The sequence below is a fragment of the Rhodanobacter glycinis genome (genome assembly GCF_900114325.1).
Lineage (GTDB): Bacteria > Pseudomonadota > Gammaproteobacteria > Xanthomonadales > Rhodanobacteraceae > Rhodanobacter_A > Rhodanobacter_A glycinis.
In genome coordinates, this window is record NZ_FOSR01000005.1 from 178,266 (window position 1) to 194,762 (window position 16,497).

At 65.4% G+C, this 16,497-nt stretch carries 11 protein-coding genes; 5 read left to right on the plus strand and 6 right to left on the minus strand.

Annotated features, from left to right (window positions below):
- The first annotated feature begins 256 nt into the window (after nucleotides 1-256).
- Genes BMY90_RS07680 through BMY90_RS07690 form a run of 3 tightly spaced genes read left to right on the plus strand, consistent with a single transcriptional unit; the run spans nucleotide 257 to nucleotide 5,606 of the window.
- A complete protein-coding gene (locus tag BMY90_RS07680; protein ID WP_008208532.1) occupies nucleotides 257-1,258 on the plus strand; it encodes an efflux RND transporter periplasmic adaptor subunit in 1,002 nt (333 codons plus the stop codon).
- A complete protein-coding gene (locus BMY90_RS07685) occupies nucleotides 1,258-4,284 on the plus strand; it encodes an efflux RND transporter permease subunit (protein WP_092702972.1) in 3,027 nt (1,008 codons plus the stop codon). The genes BMY90_RS07680 and BMY90_RS07685 overlap by 1 nt, the downstream gene beginning before the upstream one ends.
- Entirely contained in the window at nucleotides 4,281-5,606 is a 1,326-nt protein-coding gene (locus BMY90_RS07690; protein ID WP_008208536.1) for a TolC family protein, read from the plus strand. Before BMY90_RS07685 ends, BMY90_RS07690 begins: the two co-directional genes overlap by 4 nt.
- Before the next feature lie 134 nt (nucleotides 5,607-5,740).
- On the opposite strand, the gene BMY90_RS07695 is transcribed toward BMY90_RS07690, so the two are convergent.
- Together BMY90_RS07695 and BMY90_RS07700 are read right to left on the minus strand one after the other, a co-directional pair.
- On the minus strand, nucleotides 5,741-7,516 hold the full coding sequence (locus tag BMY90_RS07695) for an acyl-CoA dehydrogenase C-terminal domain-containing protein (RefSeq protein WP_092702974.1): 1,776 nt from the start codon (nucleotides 7,514-7,516) through the stop codon (nucleotides 5,741-5,743).
- A gap of 27 nt (nucleotides 7,517-7,543) precedes the next feature.
- Nucleotides 7,544-8,038: a hypothetical protein gene (locus BMY90_RS07700; RefSeq protein ID WP_008208540.1), complete on the minus strand. Its 495-nt coding sequence runs from the start codon at nucleotides 8,036-8,038 to the stop codon at nucleotides 7,544-7,546.
- A gap of 132 nt (nucleotides 8,039-8,170) precedes the next feature.
- Between BMY90_RS07700 and BMY90_RS07705 the strand changes: the two genes are divergently transcribed.
- Entirely contained in the window at nucleotides 8,171-8,638 is a 468-nt protein-coding gene (locus BMY90_RS07705; RefSeq protein WP_092703065.1) for an SET domain-containing protein, read from the plus strand.
- Nucleotides 8,639-8,697: 59 nt separating this feature from the next.
- Here the strand turns inward: BMY90_RS07705 and BMY90_RS07710 are convergent, their stop codons facing one another.
- The 4 genes from BMY90_RS07710 to fusA all read right to left on the minus strand — a co-directional run bounded on the left by BMY90_RS07710 (nucleotide 8,698) and on the right by fusA (nucleotide 15,021).
- Nucleotides 8,698-9,513 (minus strand): SEL1-like repeat protein, encoded by an 816-nt coding sequence (locus BMY90_RS07710; protein WP_217638560.1) that lies wholly within the window; start codon nucleotides 9,511-9,513, stop codon nucleotides 8,698-8,700.
- Between the two features lie 150 nt (nucleotides 9,514-9,663).
- Nucleotides 9,664-11,160: a glycerol kinase GlpK gene (gene glpK, locus BMY90_RS07715; RefSeq protein WP_092703067.1), complete on the minus strand. Its 1,497-nt coding sequence runs from the start codon at nucleotides 11,158-11,160 to the stop codon at nucleotides 9,664-9,666.
- A gap of 93 nt (nucleotides 11,161-11,253) precedes the next feature.
- Entirely contained in the window at nucleotides 11,254-12,768 is a 1,515-nt protein-coding gene (glpD, locus tag BMY90_RS07720; protein ID WP_092702976.1) for a glycerol-3-phosphate dehydrogenase, read from the minus strand.
- A 213-nt stretch (nucleotides 12,769-12,981) separates the two neighbouring features.
- A complete protein-coding gene (fusA, locus tag BMY90_RS07725; protein WP_092703069.1) occupies nucleotides 12,982-15,021 on the minus strand; it encodes an elongation factor G in 2,040 nt (679 codons plus the stop codon).
- A 442-nt stretch (nucleotides 15,022-15,463) separates the two neighbouring features.
- Between fusA and BMY90_RS07730 the strand changes: the two genes are divergently transcribed.
- Nucleotides 15,464-16,327: a hypothetical protein gene (locus BMY90_RS07730; RefSeq protein WP_245734979.1), complete on the plus strand. Its 864-nt coding sequence runs from the start codon at nucleotides 15,464-15,466 to the stop codon at nucleotides 16,325-16,327.
- The last annotated feature ends 170 nt before the right edge of the window (nucleotides 16,328-16,497 follow it).

The following is a 16,497-nucleotide window of genomic DNA, read 5'->3' on the forward strand; positions in this document are numbered from 1 at the left end:
ATCGGATTCAGCGAGCATTCCCGCAAAAGTGTGTCCTGCATTCAGGTTGCAAGAACTTGCGTTAGTTGACGATCGTTTTGCGTGGCCCGTTCTGTGTCTTCACTGCTGCCGCTGGCGGAAACAGTCACTCCTTATGGCGGCATCCCGAATATCGGATATGTCATCGAATTGATGGGGTGGTGTTTGCCCTGAATCCCTATACTCAACCCCGAACGGGTTTCAACCCGCAAGACTGTGGTGTGAGGTTTATTCGTCCATGCTGCTGAGAGCCCTGTTGTTATTCGGCGCGGTCGCACCCGTCATGGCGCATCCCGTGACGCTACCGGCACGCGCGGTGAGCTACCAGCCGGAAACGCACGCTTGGGCGCAGGTGGAATCGATTGCTCCGCTGGTGCTTCGCAGTACCGTGCCGGCGCGTGTGTCGAGCGTGCATGTGACTCCAGGGCAGGTAGTGGCCGCGGGTGAACCACTGGTGAGCTTCGGCGGCCCTCAACTCGACGGTGAGCTGGCGGCGGCACGTGCGCGCCTGCGTGCCGCACAGGGCGAATTGACGGCGGCGCGGAATACGGCGGGATCGGCGGCGCGCACGTATCCGCTTGTAACCAACCGTCAGGCACTCGGATCGGCACAGTCCGCACTGGCTGCTGCGCAAAGCCGGCTCGTCGCAGCGCAAGCCGCTCTGGCGACGTTGCGTGCGCAAAAAACCGTGAGCAGCCCGCTGGCCGCCGTGGTCAGTGAAGTCAGTGTCGCGTCCGGAGCGGATTTGTCGGCAGGCGCGCCCGTGGTGACGCTGTTGCCGCGTGGGCAACTCTGGCTCAGGGCGGAATACTTCGACGCCGCGCCCATTCCTTCGACCATCACGGCGCATTTCACCCCGACGGGTGGCGCAGCGACGCAAACCGTTCACCTGGTGGCTGAATTGCCGGCACGTGCCGCCGATGGTGCGCGCATTCTGGACTTCGCGGCGATTTCTCCGGCTGCCTGGCAAGCAGGGGATACGGGAGATCTGGTCATGAGCGGTCCGCCGCGTGCTGCGGTCGCCGTTCCCGCAAGCGCGCTGATTCTCGATGCCGGCAAATGGTATGTATTGACCGATACAAGCGGAAAGCTGGCGCGACAGCCAGTGGTACCAGGACCTGCCCAAGGCACCGATGTCGTGATTACAACGGGCCTTCGGCCGGGCGTTCCGGTTGTGGTGCGCGAGGCTTACCTGCTTTATCACCGCAATTTCGCGGCCCAATACACGCCGCCCGACTGATGCAGTGGCTGACTTTCCTGCGGCGACCGCTGTTGTGGCTCATGCTGTTTGGCATGCTGCTGGCCTATGGCGTCTATGCGCTTTGGCGCATTCCTGCGGAGGTCTTGCCACGGTTTGATTTTCCACAGGTCAGTGTGGTCGTTCACGCCCCCGGTTACGCCACGCTCGAAATGGAATCGCTGGTCGCGCGCCCCCTGGAAGGGCAATTGATGGGCTTGCAAGACCTGCAAACCTTGCATGCGACGATTGCCCAGGGCACGGTGCAATTCACCGCGCGCTTCACCCAGGGCAGCAATTCGCAGCTTGATCTGCAAGCGGTCTACAGCGCCATTGATCGCGCGCGTTCCAGCCTGCCGCCCAGCGTGGCGCCGTATGCCGAGATCATGGGCAACGCGGTGAACGAGGTCGCCGATTACGGCGTGAAGCTTCCGCCCGATGTTCCTGCGTGGCAGGCCGAGGACGCCATTCGCACGCGCGTGCTGCCGACACTGCGCGCATTGCCGGGTGTCCAGCGCGTGGAACTGTTCGGGGCGGGCCCTCCGACGCTGTGGATCCAGCCTGACCCCGCTGCGCTGATTCAGCATCATGTGGGGGTGGATGCGCTGGCCCGCGCCATCAGTGGTGCGGCCGTGCTATCACCCGCCGGCCGCCTCGTGGCAGGGCATCAGGACGTACTGGTCGAGGTCCGCCATTTGCCGCTGGATGCGCGCGATGTGCTGGCCATTCCGGTGCCGGCACCGGGTGGCCCGGTTCCCGTGAGCGCACTGGCCAGGGTGGTGAACACGCCACCGGATGTTCATTACGGTCTGCAGGTCGACGGACAACCCGGCCTTGCGTTGATCGTCTTCAAACAGCCGGATGCCTCCACGATTCCCGTCGATGCGGCCGTTGCGCGCACGCTGGCGTCGCTGCAGGACCAGTTGCCCCGCGGTGTGCAATGGGTGCCCGTCTATCGTCAATCGCACCTGGTTTCGGTGATCGGCGTCGACCTGACCCGAAACCTGTTGATCGGCGGAGCGCTCGCCATTCTCGTGTTGGTGTGGCTGCTGGGACGCCATCATGGCGTGGGCGTGCTGGCATTGAGCATTCCGACCGTCGTGCTGCTGACCATCGGCGGGCTGTATGCCCTTGGGCAAAGCCTCAACCTGCTCACGTTGGGTGCGTTGACGCTTGCCGTGGGACTGCTGGTTGATGACGGCATCATCGTGCTGGAGGCGATCCAGCATCGCTGGGAACGCGGCTCTGCCGGCTGGGACGGGGTGCAGGCCGGCGTGACGGATATTGCCCTGGCCGACACCACCGGCACGCTGACGACGGTGGCCGCCTATCTGCCGTTGCTGGCGGTCACCGGATTGGCCGGGCTTTTCATGCGCCCGTTCGCGTTGACCATGAGCCTGGCGCTGCTTGTATCGCTGGTGGTCTCGCTGACGCTCGTTCCGCTGGTGCTCGGGCGACGTGGCGATTACACCGGGCACCGCTTCGCCAGCGGCCAGCGTTTCCTGGACTGGCTGGCCCGCGGAAATGAAAAGCTGCTCGACCTCACCTTGCGCCGTCCCGGTACGAGCCTGCTCGCCACGGCCATCGTTTTCATCATCGCCGTGGCCGTGCTGGCGATCATTCCGGTGAACTTCCTGCCACTGCCCAACGAAGGCGTATTGCTGGACAGCTTCACGTTGGCGCCTGGCACATCGCTGGATGAAGCCATCATCGCCTCGAAACGAATGAGTGCTGCACTGCAGGCAGATCCGGCTGTCGCCCATGTGTTCGCGCGTATCGGCTCGGCCGATGACACGGCTTATACGGAGCAAAGTTTCGCCGGAGAAATCCAGATAGTGCTCAAGGCCAACGTCAATGCGAACAGCCTTGATCAGCTGTCCGCTCACTTGCGCGATGTCGCGCGTCAGCCCGGGGTTGTGCAAAGCATCGACACGCCAACCATCGAACGTGTGGGCGAGAGCCTGTCAGGGTTGCCACAACCGTTCGAGATCACGATCTTCGGCAACCACATCGATACCCTGCGTCATGTGTCCGAGTCCGTTGCAACAAGATTGAGGAAGGTGCCTGCGCTTGCCGATGTCTTCAACGATGATGCCTATCCGGTCACCCAACTGCAGATCAGCCCGCGCACTCAGGTGCTGCGCAGCTTGCAGCTCACCCCGGCCGATCTCGGCAATCAACTCAATTTGCTGCTGAGTGGCAGGGTGCTGGCAAGCATGCCTGACGGTGCAAGCCATCTTGACCTGTATCTGCGCCAGGCGGATGCGCCCTATCTGGATTTCTCGCAACTGGGGCGCGAGCCGATCTCCACGCAGCAGGGACCCGTACCACTGTCGCACGTGGCGACACTGCAGTTGCAGGCACAACCCAACCAGATTGAACACTTCGATGGCGAGCGAGCCCTGACGATCATGGCCACGCCGCTGGGGCCGCTCGGCAGCACCATTGCACACGCCAGGGCGGCCTTGCGCGGTTTGCACCTGCCGCCCGGCTATCGCATCACGTTCGGCGGCATGTATCCCGAACTCATCCACACCGCCGAGGCCATGGGGGCGGCGGTGCTGGTGGCATTGTTTCTCACGCTGGGCATTCTTGCGTTGCAGTTCGGTGGCCTGCGCCTGCCGCTCATCCTGTTGCTGCAGGCACCGCTCGCTTTTACCGGCGGGGCGTTGGCGCTCGCCATCTCCGGCGTGGGGCTCAATGCCACCGGCTTGATCGGCCTGCTCACCCTCGTCGGCGTCAGCTTGAATCACGGCATCGTGTTGCTGGCGTATGTGCGTGCCCACGAGAAGCAAGGCATGGCGCCGCACGATGCGGTGCGTCGTGCCGTCCGCGAGCGCCTTCGCCCGATCGTGCTGACTACCTTGACGGCAGCGCTCGGCATGCTGCCCACGGCATTGGGTTTCGGGGCCGGTGCGGCACCGGAACAAGGATTGGCCATAGTGGTGCTCGGAGGCGTGCTGTGGAGTGCGTTGCTGTCCACCAATCTGCTGCCGGCGCTGTATCTGCGTTGGGGGCGCGCGTCATGAAGCGCTTCATGGGCGTCATCGCCATGGCGCTGATGTGCGCCGGTTGCGCCACTTACCAGCCGCTGCCGCTGGCGACGCAGGCACAGGCCCCGGATAACCCGGCGAGTATCAAGGTCGATGCAGCGAGTTTGTCGTTGCCGTTCCTGCATCCACACGTGTTCGATCCGGGCCGAGGCCTGGACATGACGGATGTCGCCATGCTGGCGGTGGCCAACAACCCTCAATTGAAACTTGCGCGCGATGATCGTGGCATCGTCAGCGCGCAGGCATTTGCCGCTGGCTTGCTGCCCGATCCGGTATTGGATTTCTCTCGTGGATATCCCACCAGCAGCTCCGCGCCAAGCAGCTCCTATAGCGCGGGCCTGTCCGGAAACCTCAGTGCGTTGCTGACCCATTCCCTCGGCAAGCGCGCAGCGCACGCAGCCGCGCGCGAGGTCGACCTGAGTCTGTTATGGAAGGAATGGCAAGTCATCGGCACATCGCGCCAGTTGTTTCTGCGCAGTTGGTATCAGCAGAAAATGCTCGATTTGCTGCGCGCCGAGTCAGCGCTGGTCGAGCATGGTCACGCCGAATTGCTTGAAGCGAATCGCCGCGGCGACGTATCACTGGCATCCGTGAATGCCGATCAGCTGACCGTGCAGGCGGTACAGACGCGTCGTTCCGATATGGAACTCAAGGTGCTGGCGACGCACCAGGCTCTGGATGCGTTGCTGGGCTTGTCGCCCGGTGCGCAGTTGCAGCTGATCGGGCCAGCCACGATTCCGCGAATCAGCGCGGCGGAAATCGCCCGTGATCTTGCCGCGCTTCCGCGCCGGCGTCCCGATCTGCGCGCACTTCAGGCCGGATATGCGAGCCAGGATGCGCGCTACCGCCAGGCCATCTGGCAGCAGTTTCCCGCCATCACCGTCGGCTTCGTGCGGGCACGTGATACCGACGCCATCAGTACGCGCGGATTTCAGCTCTCGATAACGCTGCCGGTCTTCAACCGAAACCGGGGCAACATCGCGATCGAAAAGGCGACACGCCAGAAGTTGCACGATGCATATGCCATTCGCCTGACCGACGCCCATGCCGATATCGAGCACATCCTGCAAGGCCAGAAGTGGCTCCAGCGACAGCACGACCAGCTCGCGCGGAGCGTGACGACTGCAGCGAAGGCAGTCGAAGCCTCGGGCGCTGCCTCGTTGCATGGAGACATATCGGGTCTGGACGAAGTGAAGCTGAAAACGGAGTGGCTGGACCAGCGCATCCAATTGCTGGCCATCGACCTGACCCTGCTCGAACAGCAGGCGATGTTGCAAACACTGCTTGGCACGTCATGACCGGAGCATGTGTCACCGGGGTTCACCTGTTGGCGCGTCGCTAACGACGGGCAGCACTGCGCGAAGCTATCGCGCACAAGCAAACGCCCGGGCATGGCCCGGGCGTTTGCTTTGCATCACGTGAGTACGAAGACTCAGTCGATGGCAGGCAACGTGGCGACGCCGGCTTCGATCGCGGCCTGGTGCATCAGCGTGCGCGGCAGGATGCGGGCGAAGTAGAACGCGGCGGTGTCGCGCTTGGCCTGCTTGAACGCGGCAGACTGCGTACTGGCTTCGGCGGCGGCGACGCTGCGCGCCCAGAAGTAGGCGAGGGTGACGTAGCCGGAGAACCACAGGTAATCCACGGCGGCGGCGCCGAGCTCTTCCGGGTTGGCCTGCACGCGTTGCGCCAGTTTCAGGGTGAGGTCGCCCCACTGCTTGGTGGCGATGGCCAGCGGGCCGATCAGCGTGCGCAGCGCGTCGTCCGCGGCGTGCTGCTTGCAGAACGCGCTGATCTCTTCCAGGAAATGCTTGAAGCCCACGCCTTGCAACTGGAGGATTTTGCGGCCCAGCAGATCGGCAGCCTGGATGCCGGTGGTGCCTTCGTACAAGGTGATGATGCGGGCATCGCGCACGAACTGTTCCATGCCGTTTTCGGCGATGAAGCCGTGGCCGCCGTACACCTGCAGCGCTTCCTTGGTGCACTCCTGCGCCAGTTCGGTGACCACGCCCTTGGCAATCGGGATCATGAAGGCGACCAGTTCGCCGGCCTGCTTGCGCTCGGCCTCGTCACCGCTGCGCGACTCGATGTCGGTCTGCAGCGCGGTGTACAGCAGCAGCGCGCGGGAACCTTCCACGAAAGCGCGCTGGGTCAGCAGCATGCGCCGCACGTCCGGCTGCACCAGCAGGTTGTCGGCAACCTTGTCGGGGAACTTGGCGCCGGACAGGGCGCGACCCTGCAGGCGCTCGCGCGCGTAGTTCAGGCTGTTCTGCCACGCGCGTTCGGCCAGCGCCAGACCCTGCACGCCGACGGAGAGGCGCGCGGCATTCATCATGGTGAACATCGCGGCCAGACCCTTGTGCGGTTTGCCGATCAGGTAGCCCTCGGCGCCGTCGAAGTTCATCACGCAGGTGGAGCAGGCGTGGATGCCCATCTTGTGCTCGATGGCGCCGGCGGCGGCGCCGTTGCGTGCGCCCAACGAACCGTCCGCATTCAGCTTGAACTTCGGCACGATGAACATGGAAATGCCGCGGCTGCCGGCCGGCGCATCGGGCAGGCGCGCCAGCACCAGGTGCACGATGTTCTCGGCCAGGTCGTGTTCGCCGGCGCTGATGAAAATCTTGGTGCCGGTGATGGCGTAGCTGCCGTCGGCGTTCGGCTCGGCGCGGGTCTTCAGCAGGCCGAGGTCGGAGCCGGCCTGCGGTTCGGTCAGACACATGGTGCCGGTCCAGCGGCCTTCGACGATCGGCTTCATGTAGTTGTTCTGCTGCTCCTCGGTGCCGTGAAGCTCCATCGCGTGGCAGGCGCCTTCGGACAGCAGCGGGTACAGGCTCCACGCCAGGTTGCCGCTCTGGATCAGCTCGGTGGTGGCGGTGCCGATGACGCCCGGCAAGGCCTGTCCGCCGAACTTCTCCTTCGCGGTGAGGCCGGCCCAGCCGCCCTCGGCGAAGGCGTTGAAGGCTTCCTTGAAGCCCTTCGGCGTGGTCACCGTCTGGGTGGCCTTGTCGTAGTGGCAACCTTCCGCGTCGCCCGGGCCATTGGTCGGCGCGAGCACCTGTTCGCTGAGCTTGCCGGCCTCCTCCAGCACCGCGTCGAGCAGGTCGCGCGTGTGCTCGCTGCCACCTTGCAGCCGGGTCAGGATGGCTTCGGCGCCGAGCACGTCGAAGAGGGCGAAGCGCTGGTCGTCAAGCGGAGCCTTGTAGAGGGTCATGTCGGTTTCCTTCGGTGTGCTGCGTGTTCAGCGGTAAGTATTGGGAATGCCCGGTACCGGCGAGAGCCAGTCGTTGCCATGGAAGTCGAAATCGCGCGGCTTTTCCTTCGTCTCTTTTTCCCGCTCGGGCGTGGCATTGGTGCTGCCGCTGATGCGGTAGGCCAGCGAGCCGGCGCTGCCCTTGGCGGCGACGGCGGCGAGTGCCTTGGCCATGGCCGGGGTGGGCAGGATGTCGAGCGTGGTCACGTCGCCGGAAAGCGCCGGGATGTCGCGCTTGAAGTCGGCATGCAAGCGCACCGGGATGCCGTCGGCCACCTGCAAGGTGCCGTCGATCGAATGGAAGGTCATGCCGGTGTAGCTGTTGTTCTGGATGCGCAGGACCAGGTGCCATTGCCCGTCGGGGCGCACGCTCATCTGCTGGATGGTGACGGTGGGCGGAAACACGCTCTTGCGCGGCGGTCCGCAGGCGGCCAGGCCGGCGGCCAGTGCGACAAGGGCGATGCAGCGAAGCAGTCGTTTCATGGATAGGCCTCAAACGATTGTTTGAATCTTGGCGGGAGCCGCGGCGCGCGTCAATGCCGGGAACGTGGACGGTTCCCATCCGGACGGGCTGCGGGCATGATGCTAGGTCCCTCTCAGTCAGCGTTGAACACCATGACCCGTCGCATCGCCGCCCGTCGCTCGCCCATCCACGGCAATGGCGTTTTCGCCGTCGCCCCGATCAGGAAGGGCGAGGAAGTCATCGAGTACAAGGGCACGCTGATGACCCACGACGAAGCCGACGAGATGTACGGCGACGGCGGCGAAACCGGCCACACCTTCCTGTTCACGCTGAACGAGCACTACCTGATCGACGCCAACCGCAAGGGCAATACCGCGCGCTGGATCAACCACAGCTGCGCGCCGAACTGCCGCGCGCTGGTCGAGGAAAGCACCAGCGGCGACCCGCGCAAGGACAAGGTGGTGATCGAGGCGATCCGTGCAATCAAGCCGGGCGAGGAGCTCACCTACGACTACGGCATCACCTTGGACGTGCCGCACACGGCGCGGTTGAAAAAGCTGTGGAAGTGCCTGTGCGGCGCGCCGAACTGCACGGGTACGCTGCTCAAGCCCAAGCGTTAGCTGCAAGGCCGTGCGTCACGGCACGGCCGCAAGCGGTACCCTGGCTTGCGTGGCCGGCATCATCGGCTGCTGTCAGCGTGAGGCGTTCCGCTGGCTGGCGCATGGAGGGCGGGCGCACTGGTTTTCTGCAGCGTGCCGATCGTCACCGTGCCGTACCACTGGGCATCCCGTGCGGCAAAGTAATTGCGCGGATCCAGCAGCGCCGGATCGTAAGTGCCGCAGCCTTCCCGGGGTACTTCCATGCCGCCCAGGAACAGCGATATGCCATTGCAGTTCGGTCGATCCAGTGGCGTTGCGGCAACCGTCCGGATACCGAAGTCGAAACCGGTATGCGAGCCGGTAACCCCGCGCCTGGCGTCCAGCAGCGCCTGTTTCATCCGCGGCTTGGCGATAGCGTCGCCATAGGTGCGCGAAAGCGCCTCCAGCTGCGTTCTTGCCGCGTCGGCCTGTGCGCCGGAAAGGCTGTTGCAGACCGCATCACGGGCGCGTACGAAGGTGGGGTAGTGCCGCTCGGATGCAAGCGTCATCCAGGCGCATGCCATGACGGGATCCCTGGCAACGCCGCGGCCGTTCATATACATCATGCCGATGCTCAATTGCGACAGCTTGTCGGCGTAGCGTGCGCCGTACTTGAAGTACTTCAACGCCTTGGCGTAATTGCCTGCAAACAGGTTGCGCATGCCGGCGAACTGGCCGAACAGGTCTGGATGTCCCCAGGTGGAAGCATGATCCATGGCATCGAGAACGCCCTGGAGTTTGGGGGTGACGCGTGGCGGCGGCACGCTACCCGCATGGGCGATGGGCGCAGGCGGCGAGGTGGTGTCGGCCGGGTCGGCGTGAGCCGGAATGGCCGTTGCAGGCAGCAGCAGGCACATTGTCGCGGCAAGCAGGATGGACTGCCTCATGGCCTTGTTTCTCCCTTGTTCGGAACGTGAGCTCCGCACCCGGCGCACTGGCGGAGCAGGTGATCGATCATCGCATATCCCCCAGGCGGACAGCGATGCGCCAGCCGGATGCTGCCGCTTTCACACCCGAAACCCCAGCGTGGCCTGCACCGCCTGCCGCCAGCCGGCGCACAGCGCCTCGCGTCGCTGCGCCGGCATCGACGGCTCGAAGCGGCGATCGATCGCCCATTGCCGGGCAATCTCCCCGCGGCTGGACCAGAAGCCGGTGGCCAGGCCGGCCAGGCAGGCGGCGCCCAGGGCGGTGGTTTCGGCGACCTGCGGGCGCAGCACCGGCACGCCCAGAATGTCGCTCTGGAACTGGCCAAGGAAATCGTTGGCGATGGCGCCGCCATCGGCGCGCAGCTCCTTCAGGCGGATACCGGCGTCGTTTTCCATCGCGGCCAGCACGTCGCGGGTCTGGTAGGCCATCGATTCCAGCGCGGCGCGCACCAGGTGGTCGCGGCCGGTGCCGCGGGTGAGTCCGAACACCGCACCGCGCACGTCGCTGCGCCAGTACGGCGCGCCCAGACCGACGAAGGCGGGCACCACGTAGACGCCGCCGTTGTCGTCGACGCGCTCGGCGCAGGCCTGTGAGTCGGCGGCGGTGTCCAGCAGTCCCAGGCCGTCGCGCAGCCACTGGATCACCGAGCCGGCGACGAAGACGCTGCCTTCCAGCGCGTATTCCACTTTTTCATCGAGCCCCCACGCGATGGTGGTTAGCAAGCCGTTTTTCGAGACGACAGCCTTGTCGCCGGTATTCATCAGCAGGAAGCAACCGGTGCCGTAGGTGTTCTTGGCCATGCCCGGCTCGAAGCAGGCCTGGCCGAACAGCGCGGCTTGCTGGTCGCCGGCCACGCCGGCGATGGGGACTTCGTGGCCGAAGAAATGCCGGCCCAGCGTGGTGCCGTAGATCTCGCTGCTGGAACGTACTTCCGGCAGCATCGCGCGTGGCACGTCGAGCATGGCCAGCAGCTCATCGTCCCAGCATTGCGCGTGGATGTCGTACATCAGCGTGCGCGAGGCGTTGCTGGGATCGGTGACGTGGGCCTTGCCGCCGGTGAGGTTCCAGATCAGCCAGGTGTCGATGGTGCCGAACAGCAGCTCGCCGCGTTCGGCGCGTGCGCGTGCACCGTCCACATGGTCGAGTATCCACTTCACCTTGGTGCCGGAGAAGTAGGCGTCGATCAGCAGGCCGGTCTTGGCGCGCACCATCGGGTCGAAGCCGTCGGCCTTGAGCCGGTCGCAAATCTCGCGGGTCTGCCGCGACTGCCACACGATGGCGTTGTGAATCGGCTGGCCGGTGGCTTTGTCCCAGACCACCGTGGTTTCGCGCTGGTTGGTGATGCCGATGCCGGCGATGGCGCGTGCGTCGACCTGGGCGTTGGCCATCACCTCGGTGATGGTGGTCAGCACGCTGGTCATGATTTCGCGCGGGTTGTGTTCGACCCAGCCCGGCTGCGGGAAGATCTGTCCGAACTCGCGCTGTGCCACGCCGATGATGCGGCCGGCGCGATCGAACAGCATCGCGCGCGAGCTGGTGGTGCCCTGGTCGATCGCCAGGATGCAGGATTTATCCATGCCGCCGTTTCCGTGAGAGTCGAGGGTGGCCGTGCGCATGTGCGCTGCAGAGAGTGCAGCACAGGCATGTCGTCACCGATTGCCGTCGGATGGTCACGACATGCACGCCTCGGCCTTCGCGAGATCGGCCTGTTCGAGATAGGCCTTGAGTCGCGCCACGTCGTCGTCGCCAACCTGCAGGCCGAGTTTGCTGCGGCGCCAGAGCACATCGGTGGTGTCGATGGCCCACTCCTGCTCGCGCAGGTAATCCACCTCGGCCTGGTACAGGTCGGCGCCGAAACACGGGCCAAGCTCGTCGAGATTGCGCGCCTTGCCGAGAATCTGCGCGCTACGGGTGCCGTAGCTGTGTGCCAGGCGCCATGCCAGCGCTGGCGGCAACCATGGATGGGCTTGCTGCAGTTCGCGCTGATACCCGTCGATATCGTGGCGTTCGCCGCCGGGCAGCGGATGGCCCTTGGCCGTCCACGCCGCTGACGTCACCGGCAGCAGGGGTGACAGGCGATCCAGCGCTTCCTCGGCCAGTTTGCGCGCCGTGGTCAGCTTGCCGCCGAACACGTTGAGCAACGGCGCGCCGTGCGTGTCGAGTTCCAGCAGGTAGTCGCGACTGACTTCCGAGGCGTTGTCCTCTTCGTCTTCCAGCAAAGGGCGCACGCCGCTGTAGTTCCACACCACGTCAGCGGGGGTGATGTTGCGCTTGAAATAGCGGTTGGCGGCCTCGCACAGGTAGCGCGTTTCCACGCCGTCGATGTGCGGGGCGGCGGGGTCGGCGTGATAGTCGACGTCGGTGGTGCCGATCAGGGTGAAGTCGTGCTCGTAGGGAATGGCGAACACGATGCGCCGATCCGGCTGCTGGAAGATGTAGGCGTGGTCGTGCTCGAACAGTCGCGGCACCACGATGTGGCTGCCTTTCACCAGGCGCAACGTGTGATCGTGGCCGACGCTGGCGACCTGGTCGAGGAATTGCACGGCCCACGGGCCGGTGGCATTGACCAGGGCCCTGGCGCGCACGGAAGTGGATTCGCCCTTTGATGATTGCAGCTGGGCGTTCCAGCCATCGCCATCGCGCCGTGCGCTGATGCAACGCGTATGCGTGAGGATGGTCGCGCCACGGTCGCGCGCATCCATCGCGTTCAGCACCACCAGCCGCGCGTCCTGCACCCAGGCATCGGAGTAGACGAAGCCGGTGTGGAACTCGTCGCGCAACGCGGGTCCCGCCACATGCTTGCGCAGCGAGACGCGGCGCGAGCCGGGCAGGGTGCGGCGGCCACCGCCGAGGTGATCGTACAGAAACAGGCCCAGCCGGATCATCCATGCCGGACGCAGATGCGACTGGTGCGGCAGTACGAAGCGCAGCGGCCAGATGATGTGCGGCGCGGTCTTCAGCATCACCTCGCGCTCGGCCAGCGCCTTGCCGACCAGCGCGAACTCGAACTGCTCCAGGTAGCGCAGGCCGCCGTGAATGAGCTTGGTGCTGGCGCTGGAGGTATGCGCGGCCAGATCGTCGCGTTCGCACAGGCAGACCGACAGCCCGCGCCCGGCCGCATCACGCGCGATGCTGGCGCCGTTGATGCCGCCCCCGACCACCAGCAGGTCGAACTGTTCAGTCATCGTCTGCTCCGTGGGCGGCGTCGTTGCAAACGATGGTAGCGGCAGCGGCGGTTTCCGTGGTGGAAGGGCCGGTTCGGTATCCATCCGCGATGAGCGCACAGCCTTCGGTAGGAGCCCGCTGGCGGGCGATGCTCTTGCTTTCCGTTTCGGGAAGCGCCAGAGCAAGAGCATCGCCCGCGAGCGGGCTCCTACCGGTCGCTCTCGCCGCGGGTATCAATCTTCGTCGGCGCGTGGTCGCCATGCCTCGCTCAGCTGTTTCTGCACCGGGGCCGGCACCGGCTCGTAGTGGCTGAGGTCGAGGCTGTAGCGGCCGCGGCCGCCGGTCATGGATTTCAGTTCGGTGGCGTAGTCGATGAGTTCGGCCAGCGGCGCCTGGGCCTTGAGCAGCAGCTCGCCGCCGTGTTGCGCATCGGTGCCCAGGATGCGCGCGCGTTTGCCGGCCAGGCCGCCAGTGACGTCGCCCACGCTGGTTTCGGGAATCGATACCTCCATGTCCACGATGGGTTCGAGCACGATCGGCCGCGCCTTGACCACCGCGTCGAGGAAGGCCTTGCGGCCGGCGCTGACGAAGGCGACTTCCTTCGAGTCCACCGGGTGGTGCTTGCCGTCGTACACCGTCACGCGCAGGTCCTGCATCGGATAGCCGGCCACCGCGCCGGCATCCATCGCCTGGCGCACGCCCTTCTCGACGGAGGGCAGGAACTGGCCGGGAATCACGCCGCCCTTCACCGCGTCGACGAACTCGAAGCCGGTACCGCGCTCCAGCGGTTCCACGCGCAGGAACACTTCGCCGAACTGGCCGGCACCACCGGTCTGCTTCTTGTGGCGGTAATGGCCTTCGGCCTGGCTGGCGATGGTCTCGCGGTAGGCGATGCGCGGCGGGTGCGTGGTCACCTCCACGCCGTAGCGCTCCTTCATGCGCTCCAGCACGGTTTTCAGGTGCAGGTCGGACAGGCCGCGCACCACCGTCTCGTTGAGTTCCTTGTGATGTTCCACGCGCAGGCAGGGGTCTTCCTCGGACAGCCGCAGCAGCGCCAGCGACAGCTTTTGTTCCTGGCCTTTATGCTTCGGTTCCAGGGCCAGGCCGAACATCGGCTGCGGGAAGCGCAGCGGGGCCAGGTGGATGCGGTCCTCATCGTGCGAGTCGTGCAGCACCGCGTCGAAGTGGATGTCTTCCACCTTGGCCACGGCAGCGATATCGCCCGGAATCGCGTGCTCGATCTCTTCGTGCGCCTTCGCGTTCATGCGGAACAGATGGCCCACCTTGAACGGCTTGTGCACGTCGTCGACGAACAGTTGCGAGTCGCGCCGCACCGTGCCTTGCCAGACCCGGAAAATGCCGAGCTTGCCCACGAATGGATCGTTGATGATCTTGAACACGTCGGCGATGACGTGATCGTCGGCCGCGCCGCTGACGGCGATCGGGGTGTTGTCTGCGTTCCGGAACGGTGGTGCATTGCCTTCGCCGGGATGCGGCAGCATGCGCTCGATCAGCTCCAGCAATTCGGCCACGCCGGTGCCGTTGCGCGCGCTGAGGAAACAGATCGGCACCAGATGGCCTTCGCGCAGGCATTGCTCGAACGCGTCGTGCAATTGCCTGGGGCCGAGTGCGGATTCACCCTTGTCGAGATAGGCGCCCATCGTCGCCTCGTCGATCTCCACCACCTGGTCGAGGATCTGCTGGTGCGCCTCGGCCAGCGTGGAGAAATCGGTGGCGCCGCTGGTGTGGAAGAAGCAGTCGAGTACCCGCTTGCCGCCTTGCGCGGGCAGGTTTACCGGCAGGCATTCGGCACCGAACGCTTCGCGCAGCTTTTCCACCAGCGTGCCAAGCCGGGCGCCTTCGAAGTCGATCTTGTTCACCACCAGCACGCGCGCCAGCCCGCGTTCGCGCGCATGTTCCATCATGCGTCGCGTGCCGTGCTCGATGCCGTTGATGGCATTCACCACCACCATCGCGGTCTCCACCGCGGCAAGCGCGGACAGCGTGCCGCCGCGGAAATCGTGGTAGCCGGCGGTGTCGATCAGATTGATGTGGCAGCCGCCGTGGTCGATGCCGGCGATGCAACTGTCGATGGAGTGGCCGCGTGCCTTCTCCTGCGCGTCGGTATCCGACTGGGTGGTGCCGCGCTCGATCGAGCCCTGCACCTGGATCGTGCCTCCGGCGTGCAGCAAGGCTTCGAACAGCGTGGTCTTGCCGGTGCCGGAATGGCCGGTCATGGCGATGTTGCGGATGCTTTCCGTGGTGTACGACACGATGCGACCCTCCTCTGGAACGGGTTTTCCGGAGCGCGGGGTCGTGTCGGCATGATCGGCGCCGCACGAGGCCGCGCGTGGCGGCAACCGGCCTGCGAACAGGCTTCTGCATGGCGGGCCGTCATGGTCGTCCGGGGCGCGGGACGCGAGGGGCGGTCATGGCGGGATACGGCGTCAGACACTGTCTTCGCGCCGTCTGCATAGACTTGTGCCATCGACGGGCCCGGTCAAGCTGCACTGCGGGGCGGAACCCGGGCGGGTATGCCATGGTCTGTGATAGCGCGGACCATGGGCGCCGCATTCGGCGCACCACCGGACATGACGAGGACGAGTCATCGAACACCCCGACCAGGTCGAACATCACCGCTGGGCTTCGCCAGCCGCAGACGCCACGCGCGGGCTGGCGCCGCTGGACGGCGACACCCGCGCGCTGCTGCACGAGTTGCGCTGGCGCGAGCCGCCGCGCGACCGCCGCCGCCTGTGGGGCGTGCTGGCGCTCACGGTGCTGCTGCATGCACTGTTCGGTGCGTTGACCTGGTACGAGATGCGGCCGCATGCCTTGCCGGCGACCTCTGTGCGGGCAGACGACGTGTTGCAGGTGCGGTTCATCACCAGCGCACCTGCACCTTCGCCCACGGCGGTACCGCCTCCGCCGGCGTTGCCCGCGCTGGGGTCACCCGCGTCGAAAGCCCGGCCGCCGGCCCGCGTCACCCGCGAACCGCTCGACAAGCATGCGATGACCGTCAGCCTGCCCGCCGCCTCGCCGCCGCAGTTGTACCGGCCCGACGGCGCGGTGCGCGTGGCACCGGCCACGGCGGCCAGCGCGGCGATCCCAGCCTATCGATCCGGCGTGCTGCAAGGTGGCGACAAACAGATATTGCGACACGATGCCGGCGACAAGTACCGCGGCACGGACACGCGTTTCGCACAGTACTTTCCGCCACCGGGCGAAAGCTCGGTGGATACCGCGCTGCGCAAGGTCATCGAAAAGACCACCAAGACCGGCACCATCCACCTGCCCAAGGGCGTGCGTATCCACTGTTCCACGGTGTTGTTCATCCTGCCGGCCGGTTGTGGCGGCGATCCGCCCGCGCCGCCGCCGCCCAACGACGGCGATGAACGCCTGAGCATGGCACCCGCGCCGTTGACCAAATCGCCACACGCACCCAAGCCACCCAGTGTCGATCAGTGCATCGCGATCTACCGTGCCAACAAGCCGCTGCCCTACGGTTGCCCAGTGGATACCCCCAGTCGTGCGGTGGACGCCCAGATGCGCGAACGCGAGCGTCAATCGTCCGGTCATTAGGACGCCTCTGATTTTGCCCGTCATCCCGGCGAAAGCTCACTGCTGTCCGGAATAATTTTGAACCCTGTGGTTCCGCATGACTTGTACCGATACCGCACCCTCGCTCGTCATTCCGGCGCAGGCCGGAGGCGCCTTTCAACAGACGGCTGTCTGGTCATCCAGTAGCCGTA